Below are 21,144 nucleotides of genomic sequence, written 5' to 3' on the forward strand. Positions count from 1 at the left end.
CTGGTTCAATTCAACGGAATGTCGTTGTTGCCCTTTGACTCCTGATACCGGTCGGACAGCGTCGCATACCGGGCACGGATCCGCTGATCCTGCTCGCGCATCTCCGGCTCGATCAGGTCGGGAATCGAGTAGGCGGTCCAGAACGCATTGCGTTGGCGATAGCCGCCGGGCTCCAACCCGAACACCTCGTCGAGGATCTTCAGGTCGTGGGGGATTGCGAAGCCGTCGCGCGAGTCCTGGTGGCTGAAGAAGTAGTAGAAGTTGTCGAAGCCGGCCCACGTGATGGCCGACATGCACATGGTGCAGGGCTCATGGGTGGACAGGAACAGCAGGTCGGCGGTGGACGGCCGGCCGGGCAGTTCGTAGAACAGTTTGAGCGTGTGAACCTCACCGTGCCAGAGCGGGTTTTCGATCTCGTTGTTGGTTCCGGCGAGCACCAGCGACAGGTCGGACTTCCGTAGGATCGCCGCGCCGAACACCTTGTTGCCATCCCCGACGCCTCGCTCGGTGATCGGCAGGATGTCATGCTCGATCACGTCGAGCAGGCGGCTGGCGAGATTCGGTGGCATGGCCAACCATAGAACGGTTGCGCCCTCAGATCATGCTGAGTGTCTCGAGGTGGATCTCGGTGGTCCCGAACTCGTCGGCCGGCGTGGTGCGCCGGCACCACAGGCCTTCCTGGCGCTTCTCGGTCTGCACGATGCGGCCGTCGACGTTGAACGTGATCTCCAACTCGACCGGCTGCCCCGCGTCGTCCAGGCCCTGATGCTCCCAGATGATCGTGCGCCGGTCGCTGTTCGGGCCACTGTCGAAGATCAGTTCCCAGTCCCGTTCGTTGGCGCGCTCACGCACCAGATCCATGACGTGATAGCTCATTTCGTTCTTCCTGGCTCGGTAGGCTGCTGCGTTGTCCAATGCTTGCGCATCCGCCGCCGGGCGTCTGTCCACCGATCGGACGGCAATGGGACGACGTATCGTTCGGCCGATCGGGGGATACCAGGTTGTTCTCATTTTCTGTAAGCGAGTCGCTGCTAGTTCTCACACTGAACTAGGCGGCTCGAATCTTCGAGACGATTCGCTCCGCCACATTCGACGCGCCCGCGACGTCATGTCCCGTCCCGCAAACTTCTGCGCCCAGAACCACATTTTCCACCCGGCGGACGTCGACGCCGCATAGCCCGGACCCGCCAGCCATAGTAAAGCTCCAATGCAACTGCGTCGCAGATGATTCGATGGATCCAACTGCGCTTTTAGCCTCAGGAGTGGCACGGCACTCATACAGTTTCGCCGTTAGCTGGTCGAAGATGTCGTCTGCAGTCGGCGCCTGCGGGTACAGTGCGATCGTCTGTGTGACTCTCGGTTGTATCTCGGTCGAAGATTCGACCGTTCGATATCCCAGATACGGACCCCCAATGACCGCCGCGTCACGAGGTCCGGCGACCATCTGTGCACATGGATAAGCACGATCGCCGCCCCGTTTCTGGGGCGTGCCCTCAATCATCGGTTCACCAGAAGCATCCAGGCCAGTCGCCGAGCGAATCTCCTCGCTACTCAGAAAAAAGCCTGAAAGTTCAGTTGCCGCAATAGCAGGTGTTGATTCGAATGAAGTACCAGGGTCTTTCGGCACGGCGTCCGAGCATCCGGAGATCGTCAGTATCACAGAGATAGCGCTGACAATCGCGGAGGACGGTCTCATATCCGGATCCTAGTGCAGCTTCTCAGCGTCAATGTGCCTCCTGGATATTCAGGCCGCCGGTTCTTGCACCAGGGTCGTGACCCCTGACAATCGGCAGCCCTGGTGTCGAAAGCGGCGCGCGCTTTCACGAGCTGTGTGCTTGCTCGAACTCGGCAGCGCCGGAGATGGCAACCGCGACGGCGCCGGCCACGGCCGCGATGAAGGCCAGGATCACCAACCAGCCGTACCCTGGGCGCGACACGTCGCCGAGCACCACCACGCCGATGACTCCCGGCACCACGGTTTCGCCGACCACCAGTGCCGCGGCGACGCCGTTCACCGAACCGACCTGCAGCGCGACGGTGAACAGGTAGAAGCCGCCGAGCCCGGCGACCACGATCGCCCACAGCGCCGGATCGGCAAGCAACACACGCACATTGAACGGCTCGAGGCCGTCGACCAGGCGCACCGCGACCGCCATCGCGCCGTAGAGCACCCCGGCGATCAGGCCAGCAGGTACCGCGGCGCTTCTTCCGAGCATCCGCACCGATCCCGCGCCCAGGCCCAGGATGACCGCCGATACGGCCAGGACGCCCCAGTGCATGACCGCGCCCGGATCGCGGTCGCCGAGGCGTCCGGCGGTCGCGCCCAGGATGCACAGTGCCACAAGGACTGTGGCAATGGCGATCCAGTCGCGTCGATGCAACCGGAGGTGCAGCACGAACATGCTCAGCACGGCCGTGACGACGAGGTTCGCGCTGATGATCGTCTGCGACAGGAACAACGGGATCAACCGCGCCGAGACCAGGCTGCCCACGAAACCGAAAAGGTCGAGTGCCATTCCGGCGATGAAGATGGGCGCGAGCATCGCCGTGATGGTCGACCGTAGGGTGGGCCCGTTCTCGGCGACATCACCGCCCGCCGCGACGGAATTCCGCGCAGCGTTGGACTGCAGGACCGACGCCGTGCCGTAGCCGACGCACGCCAGCAGCGCCGCTACGACGCCGAGCAGGGACATCAGGTGATTGTAGGAGGCGTGACACCCACTGCCAGTGCAGTGAACGCCGCGTCGATCATGGCGACGAGATCCGCGTCCTCGGCCCGGGCCCACGCGGTGATCGCCGGGGCCACCGCACCCAGCGCGGCTGACGCCTGTACGACGCACGTCAGATCGGGGGTGGTCAGGCCGGCCCGCCGCGCGAGCGCCCGCGCGAACAGGTCGCGGGATTGGTCCTGGGCGATGATGTTTCGTGACCGCAGCGCCTCGTTGTCGAGGATCAGCCGGATCCGCTGGAGCAGTGCGTCCCGGTCGGCACCGAGGATCCGCTCAAGCCCTTGTCGCATGGCGTGATGCAGTGCGGTCAGCGCGGGTTCGTCGGCGGGGCGCGCGATGATCAACTCTTCCAGCATCGGGTCGTACTCGTCGTACTCGACGACGGACTCCTTGCGCGGAAAGTACCGGAAGAACGTCATGTGCGATACGCCGGCCGCGGCAGCGATCTCTTCCACCGTCGTTGCGTCGTAGCCTTTTTCGGCAAACAGACGCAGGGCGTGGTCTTGGATCGACTGCCGGGTGGCGGCCTTCTTGGCCGCGCGCCAGTCGGTACTCATGCCGCAGGCACCGCCACCCGGCCCAGCGCGGAGTCGAGCCAGGCACGCAACGCGGTGGGGTCGGAGCCTTTCCACGCGACGTGGCCGTCGGGGCGAATCAGCAGGCCGGGTCGGGTGCCGCTCAGGGCCGTCACCGCGCCGAGCCGATCGGCTGCGACCGCGGCGAGGGACTGCGGGCCGATGAACGCCCACTGCGGCCCGAGCACGTCGTAGAGCCGTGCCGCAGTGCCTGCCACGGTGACGCATGTGCGGTCGGGGATCCGGTCACCGGGTTGGATTCCGGGGGCCCAGCGACGTCCGCCCCACGGTCCGCTGCGATACGAAACCTCAAGCTGTGAACCCTTTTCCGTGATCCGGCGCTGGATCAGGCGGCGGTTCAGCAGGGGTATGGCGATGTGGTCGCGGACGGCTCGCGCCACCCGGTTCTGCCCGACGACGATCTGGGTCAGGCCGCTGGTGGTCTGGAGCACGTCCTTGGCAATTGGTCGCCGCTCGGCTTCGTAGGTGTCGAGCACCCGCTCATCGGCGTGGCCCGACACCACGAGTGCGAGTTTGAACGCCAGATTCTCGGCGTCGCCGATGCCGGTGTTCATGCCCTGGCCGCCGAGCGGGCTGTGGATGTGCGCGGCGTCGCCGGCCAGCAGCACGCGTCCGCGCCGATAGCTGTCGGCCAGCCTGCGTTGAATGCGGAACGTCGACGTCCACACCGTGGAACGCACGGTGCCGCCGGCTTCGGCGGCCAACGCGGCGCCGAGGTGGCCGACGATGTCGTCCGGGCTCGCGTCGTCGGGCATGCCTGGGGGAGCGGGCGCCATGAGGCGCCACAGGTCGATCCCGGGCAGCGGGAACGCCGCGAGCAGCTTGTCGGCGCGTGCCCACGAAGTGGCGCCTTCACGCGTGCGATCCAGGTCTGCGTGCACGTCGGCGAGCAGGAACCGCTCGACGATCGGAACGCCGGGAAACCCGATGCCGACGGCCTTACGGACCGCGCTGTGCGCGCCGTCGGCGCCGACCACCCAGCCCGCACGCACCTCCTCGTCGCCGGCGATCAGGGTGATCCCGTCTGCGTATGCGGCGAGCCCGGTGACCGGCTTGTCCCACTCGACGGACCCGCCCAGCGTCGTCAACCGGTCCCGCAACGCGCCCTCGATCTCGGCTTGCGAGATCAGCAGCGCCGCCGGCCCGCGAAGGCGAGTGGGTTGCCCGACGGGAAAGCTCGCGAGTGCTTTCCCGTCGACGTTGACGTCGACGCGGCGCACGGGAAGCCCACGTTCGGGCAGATCGCCCAGTGCGCCCAGCCGGTCGAGCACCTCGACTCCACGTGGTTGCAGACCGAGCGCACGCGATGTCACGGCAGGCCCGTGGGCTTTGTCGAGTACCCGTACGGAGATCCCCGCGGCCCGCAAGCCGCAGGCGAGCGCCAATCCCGTCGGTCCGGCTCCCACGATCGCGACGTCTGTCATCACGCTGCCCTTCTGGTGTTAGTAACTAACATGTTAGGGGCTAACGGCATGACTGGCAACGGATGGTAGAAATGCAGAGTTATGAAGGTAGAATTCTACCGTGAGTCTGAACATCAAGAGTGAGCGCGCTGTAGCGCTCGTGCGAACCCTCGCGGCGCGCACGGGGATGAGCCAGACCTCGGCGGTCGAAGACGCGGCGGCCCGCCGCCTCGCTGAACTGGATCGTGCTGACTCGGATCGCGCCGGGCGCAGGCGGTCCGCCGCTGACGCGGTGTTGAGCGAACTGGGGCGCATGCTCACCGACGACGACAGGGCGGCGATCCGGTACGCGGAATCAGACCTCTATGACGACCTCGGTCTGCCGCGGTGATCGTCGACACCTCGGCGATCGTGTCGATCGTGCTCGCCGAGGCCGGTTCGGATGAGTTGAAAGACGCATTGGCGCGGTCCGAGCACACCCGGATGTCGGCTGCGACCTATGTCGAGCTGTGTGCAGTGCTGCATCGGCGAGGAAAGCCGGAAATCACCCGCCTGGTCGACCGATTGCTCGGCGCATACGGCATCGAGATCGAGCCGTTCGACGCAGACCAGGCTCGGGTGGCCGCTCAGGCCTATCGCGATTACGGGCGTGGCAGTGGACATCCGGCCCGCCTCAATCTCGGCGATACCTACAGCTACGCACTCGCCAGCTTCGCCGGCGAACCGTTGCTCTACCGTGGCGTCGGCTTCGGCCGTACGGACATTCCCGCGGCGGGCTGACCGGCCGACAGTAGGGTGGGCGCGTGGCCGAGATCGCCCCGCTGCGCGTGCAACTGATCGCCAAGACCGAATTCGTGGCGCCGCCGGACGTGCCGTGGGAGACGGACGCCGACGGTGGACAGGCGCTCACGGAGTTCGCCGGACGGGCCTGCTACCAGAGCTGGTCGAAACCCAATCCGAAGACGGCGACCAACGCGGGCTACATCGGCCACATCATCGACGTCGGGCATTTCTCAGTGCTCGAACACGCGTCGGTGTCGTTCTACATCACCGGGATCTCCCGATCCTGCACGCACGAACTGATCCGGCACCGGCACTTCTCCTACTCGCAGCTGTCCCAGCGTTACGTGCCGGAGAACGACGCCGAGGTCGTGGTGCCGCCCGGGATGGACGACGACCCGGAACTCGTCGAGATGTTCGTCGCCGCGGCCGACGCCAGCCGCGCGACGTATGTCGAGTTGCTGGCCCGGCTTGAGGCGAAGTTCGCGGATCAGCCCAACGCGGTGCTGCGCCGCAAGCAGGCCCGCCAGGCGGCCAGGGCCGTGCTGCCCAACGGCACCGAGACCCGCATAGTCGTCACCGGCAACTATCGCGCCTGGCGGCATTTCATCGCGATGCGCGCCAGCGAGCACGCCGACGTCGAGATCCGGCAATTGGCCATCGCATGCCTGCGCCGGCTGGTGGAGGTGGCCCCCGCGGTGTTCGACGATTTCGACATCTCGACACTGGCCGACGGGACCGAAGTGGCGACGTCGCCGTTGGCGACGGAGGCCTGACGAGGCTCGCCTGAGTGGCCTGCGGGTATCGCGGCGGAAGCCGGAACCCGAGCAGGTAATCTTGTTGCCCGTGAGCATCAGCGGAATCGACGTCACCACCCAGTTGGGCACCGTGCTGACCGCCATGGTGACGCCGTTCAAGCCCGACGGCTCACTCGACCTCGACACCGCGGTACGGCTGGCCGGTCACCTGGTCGATTCCGGCTGCGACGGGTTGGTGCTGTCCGGCACCACCGGTGAGTCGCCGACCACCACCGACGACGAGAAACTCGCCCTGCTGCGCGCGGTGGTCGGCGCGGTCGGTGACCGGGCGCGCATCATCGCCGGCGCAGGCAGCTACGACACCGCACACAGCGTGCACCTTGCCAAGGCGTCCGCCGAAGCCGGCGCCCACGGCCTGCTGGTCGTCACGCCGTACTATTCGCGGCCGCCGCAGGCCGGTCTGATCGCGCATTTCACGAAGGTCGCCGACGCCACGGACCTGCCCGTGCTGCTCTACGACATTCCGCCGCGCTCGTCGATTCCGATCGCGTGGGACACCATCCGCACGCTCGCCGAGCACCCCAACATCGTCGGGGTCAAGGACGCCAAGGGCGATCTGCACGGCGGCGGGCAGATCATTGCCGAAACGGGACTCGCGTACTACTCGGGTGACGACGCCCTGAACCTGCCGTGGCTGGCGATGGGTGCCGTCGGCATCGTGAGCGTCTGGGGCCACCTGGCCGCGGGCCAGCTGCGCGACATGGTGTCCGCGTTCCACTCCGGCGACGTCGCGACGGCCCGCAAGATCAACGTTGCGCTCGGCCCGCTCGCCGCGGCCCAGGCTCGGCTGGGTGGTGTGACCATGTCGAAGGCCGGTCTGAAACTACAGGGCCACGATGCCGGTGATCCACGGTTGCCGCAGATTCCGGCGTCCCCTGACGAGATCGAGGCGCTGGCCGCTGACATGCGCGCCGCCACGGTGCTCAGGTAGGGAGGCTGGTGAGCACCGACCTCGCACCGCCCGCGCCGCTGGCTCCCGGCGGCCTGCGGGTCACCGCGCTCGGCGGCATCAGCGAAATCGGCCGCAACATGACGGTTTTCGAGCATCTCGGCCGATTGCTGATCGTCGACTGCGGGGTGCTCTTCCCCGGGCACGACGAGCCGGGGGTGGATCTGATCCTGCCGGACCTGCGGCACATCGAGCACCGGCTGGACGACGTCGAGGCGCTTGTCGTCACCCACGCTCACGAGGACCACATCGGGGCCATCCCGTTCCTGCTCAAGCTCAGGCCCGATATTCCGGTGGTCGGTTCGAAGTTCACCATCGCGCTGGTCCGCGAGAAGTGTCGTGAGCACCGCATCAAGCCCGTTTTCGTCGAGGTCGCCGAGCGGCAGAGCAGCACGCACGGCGTCTTCGAATGCGAGTACTTCGCCGTCAACCACTCGATCCCTGGGTGTTTGGCCGTGGCCATCCACACCGGTGCGGGCACGGTGTTGCACACGGGCGACATCAAGCTCGACCAGATGCCCCTGGACGGTCGGCCGACGGATCTGCCCGGCATGTCGCGGCTCGGCGATGCCGGTGTGGACCTGTTCCTGTGCGATTCGACCAACTCCGAGCATCCGGGCGTGAGCCCGTCGGAAAGCGAAGTGGGCCCGACGCTGCACCGCCTGATCCGGGGCGCCGAAGGCCGGGTGATCGTCGCGTGCTTCGCGTCCAACGTCGATCGGGTGCAACAGATCATCGACGCCGCGGTGGCGCTCGGGCGGCGCGTGTCGTTCGTCGGACGTTCCATGGTGCGCAACCTGGGCATCGCGCGGGAGCTCGGGTATCTGCGCGTCGACGATTCCGACATCCTCGACATCGGGGCGGCCGAGATGATGCCGGCTGACAAGGTCGTGCTGATCACCACGGGAACCCAGGGCGAGCCCATGGCCGCGCTGTCGCGGATGTCACGCGGTGAGCACCGCAGCATCACCTTGACCGATGGCGACCTGATCATCCTGTCGTCCTCGCTGATCCCGGGCAATGAGGAGGCCGTCTATGGTGTCATCGACGCACTGGCCAAGATCGGTGCCCGCGTCGTCACCAATGCGCAAGCGCGCGTGCATGTTTCGGGTCACGCCTACTCGGGTGAGCTGCTGTTCCTCTACAACGGAGTGCGGCCCCGCAATGTGATGCCGGTCCACGGCACCTGGCGGCATCTGCGGGCCAATGCCGCGCTGGCCGCCCGCACCGGGGTGCCGCCGGAGAACATCGTGCTCGCCGAGAACGGTGTCAGCGTTGACCTGGTGGCAGGCAAGGCCTCGATCTCCGGGGCCGTCGCGGTGGGCAAGATGTTCGTCGACGGCTTGATCACCGGCGACGTCGGAGATGCGACACTGGGTGAAAGGCTCATCCTGTCTTCGGGTTTCGTCGCCGTCACCGTGGTCGTACACCGTGGCACCGGCAGGCCTGCCGGCCCGGCCCACCTGCAGGCTCGCGGTTTCTCCGAGGATCCCAAGGCGCTGGAGCCGGTCGCGCAGAAGGTCGAGCGCGAACTGGAAAGCCTTGCCGCCGACAACGTCACGGACCCGACCCGGATTGCCCAGGCGGTGCGCCGCACGGTCGGCAAGTGGGTGGGCGAAACCTACCGGCGGCAGCCGATGATCGTGCCCACCGTCATCGAGATCTAACTCGCGAACAGCAGGATTCCGCCGACCAGCAGGGCGACGACCTTGACCCCCTCCAGGGCGACGTACACGTAATGCACGCGCGAGCGGGTTGTCGCCGCGGCGCCGGCGGTTGCGGACAGCACGGCGTCGGAGCGTTGAGTCAGCTTGGGGCGCACCGCAAGCAACTGTGCGGCCAACGCCGCGACGGCAACGGCGAACGCCGTGATGGTCGCAGCCGGTGGGCGGTGCGCCGCGAGGGTGACGATGATGACGGCCGCGAACGCGGTCTCGGCGGCGTTGAGCGCGCGGAACACCAGGCGGCCGATGCCCAGTCCGATCTGGAGCGTCACGCCGGGGGCCCGGAATTTCAGCGGGGCCTCCAGGAACGAGATGGCCAGCACCATACCGAGCCAGCAGAATGTGACCGCGACCGCGACCGCGGCTGCGGCAGTCATGAAACTTCTCCTTTCACAAGTTGTTTCGGTGCCAGGTGGGCAACGCACAGATCGGGCTCGGCGAAGGCCTCGAGCCGTGTCACGGTCAGCGGCGCCCGCCAGCTTTCCAGCGCTCCGCGCATGAGCCCGAGGTGGATCGGGCACACCACCGCCGGGCGCTTCTCGGCCAGGTCGAGAAATGGGCAGTGCCGCAACGGCATTTGATCGCCCACGGGCTGTTCGGGGGCGAAACCGAGGTCATCGAGCAGGCCCACCAGCGCGTGCACCGCGGAATCGGCTGTGGTCGGAGGCACCGTGCGGCCCCAGCTGCGGCCGAGCGCGAGGGCCTTGGCGCCGGGATCGTCCTCGTCGGCCAAACCCTGGGTCAGGATCTCGGCGAGCATCCGGTATTGCGTGGGCCCACCGGGATCCATTCGGCGCACCGCGCGGAACAGCTGCGGAGGCCGGCCCGGGCCGTGGTGGCCGGGCTCCACACGTTCGACCTGACCGGTGCCGGCCAGGGCTTCGAGGTGGAACCGGACGGTGTTGGGGTGCACGTCGAGAATCTCGGCGACCTGGATGATCGTCATGGGTGCAGGAGCTCGCCTGAGAGTGTCCAGGACATCGGTGCGACGGCTCATCCCCGATCCCTCCTGGTTTTGACAATCTCGATTTGTATAAACTGTAGCGCATGCCTGACCTGGAGCTCGACGTGCGAGCCTTGCCCAAACCGGACAAGCACCCGGCGGCCTTCGCGGCGTATCAGAGCCTGGCGGTCGGTGGTGCATTCGTTCTCGTGAACGATCACGATCCGAAGCATCTGCGCGACGAGTTCGAGGTGGAGCACCCGGGCAGCTACGGCTGGGAGTATGTCGAGTCCGGGCCGCGGGTCTGGCGGATCCGGATCAGCAAGCGCGCGAGCACCCCGCTGCCGCGGGTGCTCACCAACACCGCGGCCGCAGATCACGGTGTCGCGGACGTCACCGGCGCGGTGTGGAAACTGCAGATGCGCGACAGGGGACTCGATTCCAACATCATCGCGCTGGCGCCGGAGACCGGCATCGACGCGCATGCCGGGCCGGATCTCGACGTGCTCATCCACGTGCTCGACGGATCAGGCCGGCTCACCACCGAATTGGGATCATTCGAGCTGACTCCGGGGGATGTGGTGTGGTTGCCGCGGCGGTCGCATCGCCAGTTCAGCGCAGGCCCGCACGGCCTGCGATACCTGACCGTGCACCGCCGCCGTCAGGCGCTGGTCCTGCAAACCGCTGCGCCCCGGGTGGTCTGACGACCTACCGTCGCTCCGCGTACGCCGTCCACTCGATCTGTGAGGCGGTCAGATTGCGGCCGGCCGGAGTGATGTATCGCTCGGTGAAGAACTCGGGGCCGGCCTGCTCGAGCAGATGCCAACCGAACCGGCCGACGTACCCATCGACCTCGCCGGGCTCGAGCCCGAACTTCCAGATCTGGCTGCGCACGCGGAACTTGCGGTACAGCGACTCGGCGCCGTAGCGGTTGGTTCCGTCGATGAAATCGCTTCGGACATAGGTGAACACCAAGCGGCTGCCCGTGGCCGCACGGGACAGCATCGCGAACGTCGACCCGACGGCCTCGGCGGTCAGGTACTGGGTCACGCCTTCCCAGACATAGAACGTCCGCGCGTCGGCCCGGTGCCCACTCTTCGCGAGTTCGGCTGCGACATCGTCGCTTTCGAAGTCCACCGGCACCAGGTGCACTGACGCGGGTTGCCGGCCCAAGGCCCGGCGCACCACGGCGCGCTTGCGTTCGATGTTGACCGGCAGATCCACCTCGTACACCGGGATTTCGCTGCGACGGGCCAGCCGGTAACCTCGCGTGTCCAGGCCCGCGCCGAGAATCACCACGGCGTCGATGCCGGGCAGGGCGGCATCGAGCCGCTCGTCGATGAATCGCTTGCGGCAGGCTAGATTCGCCCACAGGCCGGGGCCGGACCGTTCGGTCGCGTCGACCATCAACCGGCGCACGGCGGCCCATCGGGTGGCCGCTGTCACCGCCCGCAGCCCGGCCGGCAGGAACGCCTGCGCCAGATCGTCGTCGACCAGCCGGTGTGCGGGCGGCTCGTGTTGCTCCACAGCGGCGAGGACCATCGGGCCGAATGCCGTCTGGGCGGCCGGGTTCCGCTGTTTCATCGTTTGTTCACGAATCCGGCGTCGACCGGCAGCGTCACCCCGGTGACGTAGCGCGCCTGGTCGGACACCAGCCACGCGACGGCGTTGGCGATGTCCTCGACCTGCAGCACCTGGACGGGCAGCGCATTGCCCATGTCGACCGGCGCATCGGATTCCTCGGCGACCCGTTCGAGCCAGCCGCGGATGAACTCGTTGTTGATCATCGGGGTGTCGACGCCCGTCGGATGGATCGAGTTCACGCGGATGCTGTGCGGCGCCAGATGGTTGGCGTAGGCGCGCATCAACCCGACCACTCCGTGCTTGGCCGCGGTGTAGCCGAGCGACCCGCGGTCGCCACCGCCGATGCCGATCAGCCCTGCCGCCGAGCTGATCAACACGATCGACCCGCCCTCGCCCTGCTCGACCATGGTCGGCATCGCGACCTCGACGGTGTGGTGCACGCCGGTCAGGTTGACGTCGACGACATCGCGCCAGCCGTCGGCACCCGAGAGCATCGGTGCGATGCCGGCATTGGCCACCACGATGTCGAGGCGGCCGAGTTCGGCCACTCCGGCGTTCAACGCCGTGCCTAGCGCCGCCTCGTCGCGCACGTCGGCCTGCTGCGCCACGATGCGGGCGCCCGTGTCCTCGACCAGCTTGACCGTGGCCGCCAGATCATCGGGTGTGGCCATGGGGTAGGGGACCGACGCGATCTGGTCACACAGGTCGACGGCGATGATGTCGGCTCCGTCGGCCGCGAGCCGCACGGCCTCGGCCCGCCCCTGGCCGCGGGCCGCGCCGGTGATGAACGCGACCTTCCCGGCCAGGGGTCCGTCGGCGCTCATCAGGGCCGCAACTGGCCCTTGGCGGGGTCGCCCGCGACGACGGGCTGCAGCATCTTGATGTCGGGTGCGCCGTCGAGCAGCTCACCGACCGTGCCGAACAGGGTGCCGACGGCAGGTGCGGTGCTGTGCGCTTTGAGCGCCTCGGCGTCGGCCCATTGCTCGACGAACACGAACGTGCCGTCGGCCTCGTGCAGCGAGTACAGCTCGCAGCCGGGCTCGTTGTGCACGGCCTCGATGGCTTGCGTGCACGCGGCACGCACCGCGTCGACGGACTCGGGCTTGGCCTTCATGGTGGCGACGACGACAACCGGCATGGGCGGTGGACTCCTCACTGAGCGGAACGTTGCGACCGGAATTGGACGCGTGTCCACCCTACTCAGCCGAGGTGTCTCCGCCGTTGTCCCGGCGACCCGCCCTAAGCAGCGGATTGACGGCGAATCGATGGCCAATCGAAACCTGTTTGTGACAGGTGTGGCAGATGTTGAAAGTGAGGTGTTTGCGACTAGGCTTGCGGGCATGGCCAACAAGACCGCCGCCCGATCCGGAGCCCGTCCGAGCAGGTCAAAGACCAGCTCGCGGGGCGGATCTCGGCGTCAGCCGCCGGCTCGCCCCGCGGCGCCACGTCGCAAGCCTGCCCGTCGGTCGCAGGGCTCTCCGGTGGCCGTCGCCGGGCAGAAACTCGGCCAGGGCGCCCGTGCCGGGTGGTTGATGCTGGCGAAGGGAGCGGGTTCGACCGCGCGTTCCGTCGGGCGCGCCCGCGACATCGAACCGGGACATCGTCGCGACGGCCTGGCCCTGGCGCTACTCGGCCTCGCGGTCGTCGTCGCGGCAAGCTCGTGGTTCGACGCGGCCCGGCCGGTAGGGCAGTGGATCGACACCGCCATCCGGACCGTCATCGGCGGTCCGGTCGTGCTGGTGCCCATCGTGCTGGCGGTCGTCGCCGTGGTGCTGATGCGTACCGGGCCCGATCCCGAGTCGCGTCCGCGGATGATCCTCGGCTCGGTGATGATCGTGCTGCCCGCTCTGGGGCTGTGGCATCTGTGGTCGGGATCGCCTGCCGATCCGACCGCGCGCCAACACGCCGCCGGATTCGTCGGCTTCGCGATCGGTGGGCCACTGGCTGACGGGCTGACGGCGTGGATCGCGGCACCGCTGCTGTTCATGGGTGTGCTGTTCGGCCTGTTGCTGGTCACCGGGACCACCATCCGCGAGGTGCCGTCGACGCTGCGGTCGATGTTCAGCACGGGCGCGTTCCGCGACGACGACGATGACTACGAGTATGACGACGTCGACGGCCACGAGTCCGACGACTTCTCGGACGGCTACTACGACGACGCGTCGTCCTATGCGGAGGACCAAGCCAAGACCTGGCCCACGGCCGCGATCGAGGCGCCCAAGCCCGCGGGCACGCCGATGGACAACTACCCGCTCGACGAAACTGCCGAGGCGCCAACGGTTCCCGAGCCCGCCGTCAAACCGCGTCGCAAGAAGGCCCCGGAACCCAAGCCGAAGAAGCCCGACGACACCCTGGTGATCGACCGGGTGGTCGAGGGCCCCTACACGCTGCCGTCGCTGGACCTGCTGATCGCCGGTGACCCGCCGAAGCTCCGCACGGCGGCCAACGACCAGATGACCGACGCCATCACATCGGTGCTGGAACAGTTCAAGGTCGATGCCGCGGTCACCGGCTGCACGCGCGGCCCGACCGTCACGCGCTACGAGGTCGAGCTCGGCCCTGGCGTCAAGGTCGAGAAAATCACTGCGCTGCACCGCAATATCGCCTACGCGGTGGCGACCGAGAGCGTCCGCATGCTGGCCCCGATCCCCGGAAAGTCCGCCGTGGGCATCGAGGTGCCCAACACCGACCGCGAGATGGTGCGGCTGTCCGACGTGCTCACGGCGCCGACGACACGGCGGGACCACCACCCGCTCGTGATCGGCCTGGGCAAGGACATCGAGGGCGACTTCGTGTCGGCCAACCTCGCCAAGATGCCGCACCTGCTCGTGGCCGGTTCCACCGGCTCCGGCAAGTCCAGCTTCGTCAACTCGATGCTGGTCTCGTTGCTGGCCCGGGCCACGCCCGAAGAGGTCAGGATGATCCTGATCGACCCCAAGATGGTGGAACTCACGCCCTACGAAGGCATTCCGCACCTGATCACACCGATCATCACCGAGCCCAAGAAGGCCGCCGCGGCCCTGGCCTGGCTGGTCGAGGAGATGGAACAGCGCTACCAGGACATGAAGGCGTCCCGGGTGCGCCACATCGACGTGTTCAACGAGAAGGTGCGCTCAGGCGAGATCACGGCACCGCTCGGCAGCGAACGCGTCTACAAGCCGTACCCCTACATCCTCGCGATCGTCGACGAGCTCGCCGACCTGATGATGACCGCGCCGCGAGACGTCGAAGACGCGATCGTGCGCATCACCCAGAAGGCCCGCGCCGCAGGCATTCACCTGGTGCTGGCCACACAGCGGCCGTCGGTGGACGTCGTGACCGGTCTGATCAAGACCAACGTGCCGTCGCGGCTCGCGTTCGCGACGTCGTCGTTGACCGACTCGCGCGTCATCCTGGATCAGCCGGGAGCCGAGAAGCTCATCGGCATGGGCGACGGCCTGTTCCTGCCGATGGGCGCCAACAAGCCGCTGCGTATGCAGGGCGCGTTCATCACCGACGAGGAGATCCACGCAGTCGTCGAGGCCACCAAGGCCCAGGCCGAGCCCGAGTTCGTCGAAGGCGTCACCGCGGTCAAGGCCGGCGAGCGCAAGGACGTCGACCCCGACATCGGCGACGATCTGGATGTGTTCCTGCAGGCGGTCGAACTGGTGGTGTCGTCACAGTTCGGCTCGACCTCGATGCTGCAACGCAAGCTGCGGGTCGGCTTCGCGAAAGCCGGTCGGCTCATGGACCTGATGGAGACCCGCAACATCGTCGGGCCGTCCGAGGGGTCCAAGGCCCGCGAGGTGCTCGTCAAACCCGACGAGCTGGCAGGCACGCTCGCGCTGATCCGGGGCGGGGCGGACGCCAACGGTGCCGACACCGAGGACGATCCGGAGGAGTTCTAGTAGCGGCTCAACACTTTTCGTACTGCTCGGACAGCGAGAGCTCGAGCGGCAAGCGGTGATGATCGTCTCGGTGCCGGAAGCAGCCGCCCACGATCAACTCCACCGGGCCGTCAGGGGTGCGCAGCGACAGCTGCGTGGGATGGCCGAACCGCGGCAACAATGGCGGGACACCGGTCGCGATGCGCGCGACACTCTCGTCCGAGTCGGCGCTCTCGGGCACCTCGATCTCGACCTCGGTCAGCGCCTGCCGCCCGTCGGTGAGTGGTGCCGTGAAGGCGTTTGCCTCGTCGTACCGACCCACGACGGCGCTGATGTCCGACCACAGGGCACGGTCGGCGTCGCTCGGCGGATTCGGCGTCGACGCGTAATCGTGGGATCGGCCGACATCGCCCACCGCGAGATGGATCTCCCACGTCGCTCGGGCCAGCCCGGGATCGCTGCGCTGCAGCCCGACCGCCCTGGCCGCCGGAGTCCACGGGTCGAGCGTGACGGTGATCTGGCGGCTGTCTCCGGCTTCGCCCCACAGCGGCTGCGTCAGATCCACGAGCCGGGCCACGCCCGAGCGTGCGGCGCGCAGCCAGACCGCCGCGCTGTCGCCGACCTGTTCGGCCGTGGGATCGAACCGCACCGACCTCTTGCCGAATGCAAAAGAGGCGGTCGAATACTCTTCGGTTCCGGGGTACTTCGGCGGCGGATCGGGACTGGAGAACACCAGCGACAACTGTGCGCTATCGTCATCGAGATCCGCCCGTCGGCTCTGATCGATGAACGTCCGGCCGATCTGCACCACTTGTGACTCGGTGACGTCCGGCATCAGATTGACGGTGAGTCTGAAAGACTCGCCGCTGCTGATGTTCGAGGTGTAGCTCAGGGCGGTGCTGGAAACTCCGGGCAGGCCTCCGATCTGCCGGTCGACGGATTCTGCTTCCCGCCGGTTGTCGCACGAGGCGGTGCACAACGCGGCTGCGGTGAGGACCGCGCCGAGCAGCGCTCGCTTCACAGCGTCAACAGCATTCGGGTGTTGCCGAGCGTGTTGGGTTTGACGTAGGACAGGTCGAGGAATTCGGCGACACCGGTGTCGTAGGACCGGCACATCTCCTCGTACACCTCGGCCGTCACCGGCGTGCCGTCGATCTCCTCGAAACCGTGCCCGCTGAAGAATTCCACCTCGAAGGTCAACACGAAGATGCGTTGCAGATGCAGTTCGCGGGCGACGTTGAGCAACTGCTCGACCAGGATGTGCCCGACGCCGGTGCCGCGCACCTTCGGATGGACCGCGACCGTGCGGACTTCGCCGAGATCGGCCCAGAGCACGTGCAACGCACCGCAGCCGACCAGTTCGCCGTCGAGTTCGACCACCCAGAATTCCTGGACCGCCTCGTACAGCGTCACCAGGTTTTTCTCGAGCAGGATCTTGCCCGCATAGATGTCGACGAGGCTCTTGATGGCCGGTACATCGGAGGTACGTGCGCGGCGCACCACGGGCCGCGCAGGCGCCGGGACGCTCGCTGCTGTCACACGTGGAAGAGTATCGGTTTGCCCAACCTATATTCTGTTGCGGTGCCGGGGCAGCCTTCTACCGATCCGGTGGTGCCGCGCGCCCGGGTGGCGAACCTCGCCAATGTGCTCACCGGGGTGCGCTTCATCTTGGTGCCGGTGTTCCTGGCGTTTCTGTTCGTCGGCGACGGCCATGAAATCGTCTGGCGGGTATCTGCTTTCGCGGTGTTCGCGGTCGCGGTGATCACCGACCGGTTCGACGGTGCGTTGGCGCGCAGCTACGGCATGGTGACCGAGTTCGGCACGTTGGCCGACCCGATCGCCGACAAGGCGCTGATCGGCTCGGCGCTGATCGGGTTGTCGATGCTGGGAGATCTGCCGTGGTGGATCACGGTGGTGATCCTGGTCCGTGAGCTCGGCATCACGTTGCTGCGTCTGGCGGTGCTGCGTCACGGTGTCATCCCCGCCAGTCGCGGCGGCAAGCTCAAGACCCTCGTCCAGGCGGTCGCGATCGGGCTGTTCGTGCTGCCGCTGCACGCCTGGCCGGCAATCTGGCTCACGGTGGCGTGGGTGATCATGTGGGCCGCCGTGGTGCTCACCGTGCTCACCGGTGCCGACTACGTCATCTCGGCGATCAGGGACTCGCGTGGACGACCCGCTCATCACTGACGACGCCCGGGCGCTCGTGGCCGACCTGACCGTGCACGGCCAGAGTGTGGCCACCGCCGAATCGTTGACCGCGGGCCTGCTCGCCGCCACCCTGGCGGGCGTGCCGGGTGCCAGCGCCGTGCTGCACGGCGGCCTGATCACCTACACCGAGGACACCAAGATCTGGCTCGCCGGAGTCGCACCTCAGGTGCTCGACGCGGTCGGCCCGGTCGCCGCACCGACCGCCCGTGCGCTCGCCGTGGGCGCCCGGCAGCGGTGCGCGGCGACGTGGGGCGTGAGCTTGACGGGCGTGGCGGGGCCCGAACCGCACGGCGGCCACCCCGTGGGCACGGTGTTTCTGGGCCTGGCCGGCCCCGTGGACACCGAAGTGGTCGAGTTGGCGCTGTCCGGTTCACGCTGGGAGATCCGCGTCGCAGCGGTGAACGAGGCGATCGCACGTCTGCGGCTGCTCGTCGAGCAGCAGTAATTGGCGCCGGCGGGAACCTCACGGAGGATTGCCGCGTTTGGCAGATAGCGACCCGCGATGAGCCACACCGAAGGAGGGCACCATGACGGCATTGCTGCGCGAGGTGATCGGCGACGTGCTGCGCAACGCCCGTACGGACCAGGGCCGGACCCTGCGTGAGGTTTCCGATTCGGCCAGGGTGAGTCTCGGGTACCTGTCCGAAGTGGAGCGGGGCCGCAAGGAGGCGTCGAGCGAACTGCTCAACGCGATCTGCGACGCCCTCGACGTCCCGCTGTCGCGCGTGCTCAGCGACGCCGGCGAGAGCATGGCGCGTCGCGAGGCCGCGGCCGACGTCAACGTCGCGCACATCGATGCCGCGACCAAGGTGGTCATTCCGCAAGTCGTCTCGATGGCCGTCGCCTGAGCGGTGTTGCCTGATCGGGCCCGGACCGGGCAGAAACCCCGGTGACACCCCTTGGGTGCTGTGGTCGCCTGCCCACAACCGATAAGTTGGCACAAGAGCAGTTGAGATAACCCGAATAGACGGCCCGAAGACACTAAGGCCCGAACCGACAAGGCGGAACGAACTCATGGCCAATCCGTTCGTCAAGGCGTGGAAGTACCTCATGGCGCTGTTCAGCTCCAAGGTGGACGAGTACGCCGACCCGAAGGTGCAGATTCAGCAAGCCATCGAAGACGCGCAGCGCCAGCATCAGGCCCTGACCCAGCAGGCCGCCCAGGTGATCGGTAACCAGCGGCAGCTGGAGATGCGGTTGAACCGTCAGCTCGCCGACATCGAGAAGCTGCAGGTCAACGTGCGGCAGGCGCTCACCCTCGCCGACCAGGCCACGGCAGCGGGCGACGCCGCGAAGGCCACCGAATACAACAACGCCGCCGAAGCGTTCGCCGCGCAGCTGGTGACCGCCGAGCAGAGCGTCGAGGATCTCAAGGGTCTGCACGACCAGGCGCTGCAGGCCGCCGGGCAGGCCAAGAAGGCCGTCGAGCAGAACGCGATGATGCTGCAGCAGAAGATCGCCGAGCGCACCAAACTGCTGTCGCAGCTCGAGCAGGCCAAGATGCAGGAGCAGGTCAGCGCATCGCTGCAGTCGATGAGCGAGGTCGCCGCGCCCGGCAACACCCCGAGCCTCGACGAGGTTCGCGACAAGATCGAGCGGCGCTACGCCAACGCGATCGGGCAGGCCGAGCTGGCCCAGAACTCGGTGCAGGGCCGCATGATGGAGATCCAGCAGGCCAGTGTTCAGATGGCCGGTCACTCGCGGCTTGAGCAGATCCGCGCCTCGATGCGTGGGGATGCGCTGCCCAGCGGCGGCGGCACCGCGACGCCTGCGACCCCTGCCGCCAACCCCACCCAGGCCACCCCAGAAAACCCCCTCGGCCAATAGCGTTTCGGAAGTGTGAACATGGCTACCAAGACCGGTCGAGGCGAAGCCTGGCAGTCGCTGCTGCAGCGTGGCGTGCAGCGGGGGATAGACACCGCAGCCGACCTCTCGGGTGCGCTCTCCGAAAAGCTCAGCGCCGCCGCCGATCCGCGCGCCAAGCTGTTGCGCAAGCGGCGGTGGGCACTGCGGCTGGGGCTGTTCTTCACCCTCGCGACGGGCTTCTGGGTCGTGGTGACAGCGGTCTTGGCGTCATGGAGCATCCCGGTCTGGGTGCTGATCATCACCGGGGCGATCGCGGCGGGGGCGGCGTTCCCGGCCACGCTGCTGTGGCTGCGCTACCGCTGGCTGCGGGCCGCGCCGCTGCCCGCCGAACGCCCCGTGTCGGGACGCCGGTTGCCGCCGTGGAGCTCGGCGGCCCGCCAGCCCATGTCGGCCCTGCTGGCCTCCGAGCGGGGCATGTTCTCCCTGCTCGGCGTGATGGAGCGGGGACAGATACTGCCGCCCGACCAGTTGCGGGAGTTGACCGCGGTGGCCAACCAGACCGCGCGCACCATGGCGGCGACCGCCAACGAGGTGGTGTCGATGGAGCGGGCGATCGCCAATGCCCCGCAGTCGCGGCCGCATCTGGTGCCGACCATCAACGCCTTCACCGCGCAGCTGGGCCAGGGTGTGCGGCAGTACAACGAAATGGTCACTGCCGCAGCGCAGCTCGTATCCGCCGCGAACAGCGGTCCGATGTCCACCGCGCCGCTCGCGCAGCAGCGCTACCGCAACGAGCTCACGGACGCCACCGACCGGCTGATCGGCTGGGCCCAGGCGTTCGACGAGCTCGGCCGGCTGCGCCGGGCCTGAGGCTCACACCGCGCTGCTGCTGGGCGGCCCCGATCGGGGGCCGTACTTCTCGATGTAGGCCTGGTGGATGTGGGCGTCCTTCTCGCGCTTGAGCTTGTCCACCAGGTTCGGATCCAGACCGTGCACTCGCAGCATGTGCTTGCGCCAGATCTTGTTCAGCGCATGCGAGAAGTAGATGAACGGGATGAGGATCGGGATCGTCATGCTCAGCCGCACGTCCCATGACGTGGGGACGAACAGGAACGGCGCCAGGATCAGCACGGCAGGCACCAGAACCCGCAGCATCATGCGGCGGGTGGCGCCCTTGCCGGTCAGATCCTCGCGGACCCAGTCGAGCATCGAATCCGGCAGCCGTCGGCCCAGGCAGTAGCCGACCAGCTGGAACGGGTTGGGTTTGCTGCGTCCGGTGGTGGCCATCGGGCTCTACAGCTTCGCTCGGACGGACGGGACCACGACGCCGACCAGGCCCCGCACGGTCGCCTTGAACATGTCGAAGAAGTCGAAGTAGTCCCGCCACAGGGTGATTCGGCCGTCGTGCACCTCGAACACCCCGCACACCCAGAACTGCAGCCGCAACGGGCCAACGGTCAGCGCGTCGGTCCGTTCCGTCAGCACCGAGGCGCCGTCGGCGGCGATCCGGTGAATCTTCACCTCGAAGCCCATCCGGCCCTCCATCGACCGGAACAGCTTCATCGCGCGATTGCGGCCGTAGATGGTCGGCAGCCCGACGTTCTGGTACACGAGGCTCTGTGCCAGCGAGTTCTCGGCGATCTGGAAATCCTGGTCCTGCAGTGCGCCGAGGAAGCTCTCGACCGTGCCGGTCGGGCTCTGCACCGCCGCCGATATTTGGTCAGCCATGCCCGAAGCC

27 protein-coding genes are annotated in these 21,144 nt (G+C 67.4%); 12 read left to right on the top strand and 15 right to left on the bottom strand.

The genetic code is table 11. From position 1 onward, the window contains the following. Window positions 1-5: 5 nt before the first annotated feature. The 6 genes from G6N67_RS27980 to G6N67_RS28005 all read right to left on the bottom strand — a co-directional run bounded on the left by G6N67_RS27980 (window position 6) and on the right by G6N67_RS28005 (window position 4,749). A complete protein-coding gene (locus G6N67_RS27980) occupies window positions 6-569 on the bottom strand; it encodes a nucleoside deaminase (RefSeq protein WP_036437056.1) in 564 nt (187 codons plus the stop codon). 25 nt (window positions 570-594) lie between these two features. Then, window positions 595-876 carry a hypothetical protein gene (locus G6N67_RS27985; protein WP_036437058.1) on the bottom strand — a complete coding sequence of 94 codons (282 nt, stop codon included), beginning with the start codon at window positions 874-876 and terminating at the stop codon, window positions 595-597. A gap of 172 nt (window positions 877-1,048) precedes the next feature. Further along, window positions 1,049-1,696 (bottom strand): sensor domain-containing protein, encoded by a 648-nt coding sequence (locus tag G6N67_RS27990; RefSeq protein WP_081812691.1) that lies wholly within the window; start codon window positions 1,694-1,696, stop codon window positions 1,049-1,051. A 124-nt stretch (window positions 1,697-1,820) separates the two neighbouring features. Then, window positions 1,821-2,693 (bottom strand): hypothetical protein, encoded by an 873-nt coding sequence (locus tag G6N67_RS27995; protein ID WP_036437060.1) that lies wholly within the window; start codon window positions 2,691-2,693, stop codon window positions 1,821-1,823. Next, window positions 2,693-3,286 carry a TetR family transcriptional regulator gene (locus tag G6N67_RS28000; protein ID WP_051578992.1) on the bottom strand — a complete coding sequence of 198 codons (594 nt, stop codon included), beginning with the start codon at window positions 3,284-3,286 and terminating at the stop codon, window positions 2,693-2,695. Before G6N67_RS28000 ends, G6N67_RS27995 begins: the two co-directional genes overlap by 1 nt. Beyond that, entirely contained in the window at window positions 3,283-4,749 is a 1,467-nt protein-coding gene (locus G6N67_RS28005; RefSeq protein WP_036437062.1) for an FAD-dependent monooxygenase, read from the bottom strand. The genes G6N67_RS28000 and G6N67_RS28005 overlap by 4 nt, the downstream gene beginning before the upstream one ends. A 100-nt stretch (window positions 4,750-4,849) precedes the next feature. Between G6N67_RS28005 and G6N67_RS28010 the strand changes: the two genes are divergently transcribed. The 5 genes from G6N67_RS28010 to G6N67_RS28030 all read left to right on the top strand — a co-directional run bounded on the left by G6N67_RS28010 (window position 4,850) and on the right by G6N67_RS28030 (window position 8,942). Next, a complete protein-coding gene (locus tag G6N67_RS28010) occupies window positions 4,850-5,119 on the top strand; it encodes a type II toxin-antitoxin system VapB family antitoxin (RefSeq protein ID WP_036437064.1) in 270 nt (89 codons plus the stop codon). After that, on the top strand, window positions 5,116-5,508 hold the full coding sequence (locus G6N67_RS28015) for a type II toxin-antitoxin system VapC family toxin (RefSeq protein WP_036437066.1): 393 nt from the start codon (window positions 5,116-5,118) through the stop codon (window positions 5,506-5,508). Before G6N67_RS28010 ends, G6N67_RS28015 begins: the two co-directional genes overlap by 4 nt. 23 nt (window positions 5,509-5,531) lie before the next feature. Next, window positions 5,532-6,284 carry an FAD-dependent thymidylate synthase gene (thyX, locus tag G6N67_RS28020; protein ID WP_036437068.1) on the top strand — a complete coding sequence of 251 codons (753 nt, stop codon included), beginning with the start codon at window positions 5,532-5,534 and terminating at the stop codon, window positions 6,282-6,284. Between the two features lie 64 nt (window positions 6,285-6,348). Then, on the top strand, window positions 6,349-7,257 hold the full coding sequence (gene dapA, locus G6N67_RS28025; protein ID WP_179976880.1) for a 4-hydroxy-tetrahydrodipicolinate synthase: 909 nt from the start codon (window positions 6,349-6,351) through the stop codon (window positions 7,255-7,257). Between the two features lie 8 nt (window positions 7,258-7,265). Then, the gene (locus G6N67_RS28030; protein ID WP_036437071.1) at window positions 7,266-8,942 is read left to right on the top strand and encodes a ribonuclease J; all 1,677 of its coding nucleotides are present in this window, start codon (window positions 7,266-7,268) and stop codon (window positions 8,940-8,942) included. Here the strand turns inward: G6N67_RS28030 and G6N67_RS28035 are convergent. After that, entirely contained in the window at window positions 8,939-9,376 is a 438-nt protein-coding gene (locus tag G6N67_RS28035; RefSeq protein WP_036437073.1) for a hypothetical protein, read from the bottom strand. The two genes, G6N67_RS28030 and G6N67_RS28035, sit on opposite strands and share 4 nt — an antisense overlap. Further along, window positions 9,373-9,996 carry a helix-turn-helix transcriptional regulator gene (locus tag G6N67_RS28040; protein WP_036437075.1) on the bottom strand — a complete coding sequence of 208 codons (624 nt, stop codon included), beginning with the start codon at window positions 9,994-9,996 and terminating at the stop codon, window positions 9,373-9,375. The genes G6N67_RS28035 and G6N67_RS28040 overlap by 4 nt, the downstream gene beginning before the upstream one ends. A 50-nt stretch (window positions 9,997-10,046) precedes the next feature. On the opposite strand from G6N67_RS28040, the gene G6N67_RS28045 reads away from it, so the two are divergent. Beyond that, complete coding sequence (locus G6N67_RS28045; protein WP_036437077.1) at window positions 10,047-10,646, top strand: DUF2249 domain-containing protein; 600 nt, start codon at window positions 10,047-10,049, stop codon at window positions 10,644-10,646. A gap of 4 nt (window positions 10,647-10,650) precedes the next feature. Here the strand turns inward: G6N67_RS28045 and G6N67_RS28050 are convergent, their stop codons facing one another. From G6N67_RS28050 to G6N67_RS28060, 3 genes are read right to left on the bottom strand one after another with little or no spacing between them, the layout of a single operon-like run. Further along, window positions 10,651-11,526 carry an SAM-dependent methyltransferase gene (locus tag G6N67_RS28050; protein ID WP_036437079.1) on the bottom strand — a complete coding sequence of 292 codons (876 nt, stop codon included), beginning with the start codon at window positions 11,524-11,526 and terminating at the stop codon, window positions 10,651-10,653. Then, window positions 11,523-12,350: a mycofactocin-coupled SDR family oxidoreductase gene (locus G6N67_RS28055; RefSeq protein WP_036437081.1), complete on the bottom strand. Its 828-nt coding sequence runs from the start codon at window positions 12,348-12,350 to the stop codon at window positions 11,523-11,525. Before G6N67_RS28055 ends, G6N67_RS28050 begins: the two co-directional genes overlap by 4 nt. Then, a complete protein-coding gene (locus G6N67_RS28060; RefSeq protein WP_036437083.1) occupies window positions 12,350-12,664 on the bottom strand; it encodes a putative quinol monooxygenase in 315 nt (104 codons plus the stop codon). The genes G6N67_RS28055 and G6N67_RS28060 overlap by 1 nt, the downstream gene beginning before the upstream one ends. 127 nt (window positions 12,665-12,791) lie before the next feature. Between G6N67_RS28060 and G6N67_RS28065 the strand changes: the two genes are divergently transcribed. Beyond that, complete coding sequence (locus G6N67_RS28065; protein WP_230022211.1) at window positions 12,792-15,413, top strand: DNA translocase FtsK; 2,622 nt, start codon at window positions 12,792-12,794, stop codon at window positions 15,411-15,413. A 7-nt stretch (window positions 15,414-15,420) separates the two neighbouring features. On the opposite strand, the gene G6N67_RS28070 is transcribed toward G6N67_RS28065, so the two are convergent. Both G6N67_RS28070 and G6N67_RS28075 read right to left on the bottom strand, forming a co-directional pair. Beyond that, a complete protein-coding gene (locus G6N67_RS28070) occupies window positions 15,421-16,413 on the bottom strand; it encodes a hypothetical protein (protein WP_036437088.1) in 993 nt (330 codons plus the stop codon). Continuing rightward, the gene (locus G6N67_RS28075; protein WP_110798621.1) at window positions 16,410-16,892 is read right to left on the bottom strand and encodes an amino-acid N-acetyltransferase; all 483 of its coding nucleotides are present in this window, start codon (window positions 16,890-16,892) and stop codon (window positions 16,410-16,412) included. Before G6N67_RS28075 ends, G6N67_RS28070 begins: the two co-directional genes overlap by 4 nt. A gap of 81 nt (window positions 16,893-16,973) precedes the next feature. Between G6N67_RS28075 and pgsA the strand changes: the two genes are divergently transcribed. The 5 genes from pgsA (at window position 16,974) to pspM (ending at window position 20,276) form a co-directional block, all read left to right on the top strand. Beyond that, window positions 16,974-17,579, top strand: a complete 606-nt coding sequence (gene pgsA / locus G6N67_RS28080) for a CDP-diacylglycerol--glycerol-3-phosphate 3-phosphatidyltransferase (RefSeq protein WP_036437092.1) — start codon at window positions 16,974-16,976, stop codon at window positions 17,577-17,579. After that, entirely contained in the window at window positions 17,557-18,045 is a 489-nt protein-coding gene (locus G6N67_RS28085) for a CinA family protein (RefSeq protein ID WP_036437095.1), read from the top strand. The genes pgsA and G6N67_RS28085 overlap by 23 nt, the downstream gene beginning before the upstream one ends. 82 nt (window positions 18,046-18,127) lie before the next feature. Then, window positions 18,128-18,448 carry a transcriptional regulator ClgR gene (gene clgR / locus G6N67_RS28090; protein WP_036437097.1) on the top strand — a complete coding sequence of 107 codons (321 nt, stop codon included), beginning with the start codon at window positions 18,128-18,130 and terminating at the stop codon, window positions 18,446-18,448. Window positions 18,449-18,614: 166 nt separating this feature from the next. Next, complete coding sequence (gene pspA, locus G6N67_RS28095; RefSeq protein ID WP_036437099.1) at window positions 18,615-19,427, top strand: phage shock protein PspA; 813 nt, start codon at window positions 18,615-18,617, stop codon at window positions 19,425-19,427. An 18-nt stretch (window positions 19,428-19,445) separates the two neighbouring features. Continuing rightward, window positions 19,446-20,276 carry a phage shock envelope stress response protein PspM gene (pspM, locus tag G6N67_RS28100; protein ID WP_036438410.1) on the top strand — a complete coding sequence of 277 codons (831 nt, stop codon included), beginning with the start codon at window positions 19,446-19,448 and terminating at the stop codon, window positions 20,274-20,276. Between the two features lie 3 nt (window positions 20,277-20,279). Here the strand turns inward: pspM and G6N67_RS28105 are convergent, their stop codons facing one another. Together G6N67_RS28105 and G6N67_RS28110 are read right to left on the bottom strand one after the other, a co-directional pair. Beyond that, window positions 20,280-20,693: a DUF5313 domain-containing protein gene (locus tag G6N67_RS28105; protein ID WP_036437101.1), complete on the bottom strand. Its 414-nt coding sequence runs from the start codon at window positions 20,691-20,693 to the stop codon at window positions 20,280-20,282. 6 nt (window positions 20,694-20,699) lie between these two features. Beyond that, window positions 20,700-21,134, bottom strand: coding sequence for a limonene-1,2-epoxide hydrolase family protein (locus G6N67_RS28110; RefSeq protein ID WP_036437103.1), 435 nt, complete (start codon window positions 21,132-21,134; stop codon window positions 20,700-20,702). Window positions 21,135-21,144 lie beyond the last annotated feature (10 nt).

The sequence above is a fragment of the Mycolicibacterium mageritense genome (assembly GCF_010727475.1).
GTDB classification, from domain to species: Bacteria; Actinomycetota; Actinomycetes; order Mycobacteriales; family Mycobacteriaceae; genus Mycobacterium; species Mycobacterium mageritense.